The sequence below is a fragment of the Rhodococcus sp. IEGM 27 genome (assembly GCF_033142305.1).
GTDB classification, from domain to species: Bacteria; Actinomycetota; Actinomycetes; order Mycobacteriales; family Mycobacteriaceae; genus Rhodococcus_F; species Rhodococcus_F oxybenzonivorans.
In genome coordinates, this window is the sequence record NZ_JAWLSG010000038.1 from 1 (window position 1) to 1,431 (window position 1,431).

Annotated in this window: 1 protein-coding gene; it reads left to right on the forward strand. The window is 64.6% G+C overall.

The window, feature by feature from the left end:
• On the forward strand, positions 1-1,431 hold a 1,431-nt coding region (locus R4P95_RS33395), incomplete at both ends, for an amino acid adenylation domain-containing protein (RefSeq protein WP_317747834.1).

The window sequence follows — 1,431 nt, forward strand, 5'->3', positions numbered from 1 at the left end:
TCGCGCCGGGTGAGCGGGAGTTGGTGTTGGGGGGGTGGAATGCGACGGGGTGTGTGGTGCCGGGGGTGTCGTTGGTGGGGTTGTTCGAGGAGCGGGTGGGGTGTGTGCCGGATGCGGTGGCGGTGGTGTTCGGTTCGGTGGTGTTGTCGTATGGGGAGTTCGGTGTGCGGGTGCGTCGGTTGGCGCGGTTGTTGATGGGGTTGGGGGTGGGTCCGGAGTCGTTGGTGGGGGTTGCGGTGGGGCGGTCGGTGGAGTTGGTGGTGGGGATTTATGCGGTGCTCGAGGCGGGGGGTGGGTATGTGCCGGTGGATGTGGATCAGCCGGTGGAGCGGGTGGAGTATGTGTTGGGTGTGGCCGCTCCGGTGTTGGTGTTGAGTACGTCGGTGGATCGGGTGGGGTTGCCGGGTTCGGTTGTGGTGGTGGAGTTGGATGTTGTTGATGTGTCGGGGTTTTCGGGGGAGCCGATTTCGGATGGGGAGCGGTTGGGGGTGTTGCGTGGGGAGAATCCGGCGTATGTGATGTTCACGTCGGGTTCGACGGGTCGGCCGAAAGGGGTGGTGGTTTCGCATGCGGGCATTGTGAATCGGTTGTTGTGGATGCAGGGGGAGTATGGGCTGGGTTCGGATGATGTGGTGTTGTTGAAGACGCCGGTGACGTTCGATGTGTCGGTGTGGGAGTTGTTCTGGCCGTTGTTGGTGGGGGCGCGGTTGGTGGTGGCGGAGCCGGGTGGGCATCGTGATCCGGCTTATCTTGTGGATGTGATCGTCGGGAATGGGGTGACGACGGCGCATTTCGTGCCGTCGATGTTGGCGGTGTTCACGGCGGAGCCGGCGGTGGCGCGGTGTGTGAGTGTGCGGCGGGTGTTCGCGTCGGGGGAGGCGTTGTCGGCGTCGGTGGCGTCGAGGATGCGGGGGTTGGTGCCGGGTGTGCGGGTGCATAACTTGTATGGGCCGACGGAGGCGTCGGTGGATGTGACGTTTCATGAGGTGACCGATGCGGATGTGGTGGGGGTGCCGATCGGGGTTCCGGTGTGGAATACGCAGGTGTTTGTGTTGGATGGGTGGTTGCGGCCGGTGCCGGTGGGGGTGGTGGGGGAGTTGTATGTGGGGGGTGTGCAGTTGGCGCGGGGGTATCGGGGTCGGGTGGATTTGACGGCGGATCGGTTTGTGGCGAATCCGTTCGGGTGTGGTTCGCGGTTGTATCGGACGGGGGATCGGGTTCGGTGGTTGTCGGGTGGGGAGCTCGAGTATGTGGGTCGGGTGGATTTTCAGGTGAAGTTGCGGGGGCAGCGGGTGGAGTTGGGGGAGATCGAGGCGGTGTTGTTGCGGTATGGGGGTGTGGCGCAGGCGGTGGTGGTGTTGCGGGGTGGGTCGGGTGGGGAGTTTGTGGTGGGGTATGTGGTGCCTGAGTGTGGGGTGGTGGTGGAGGGTC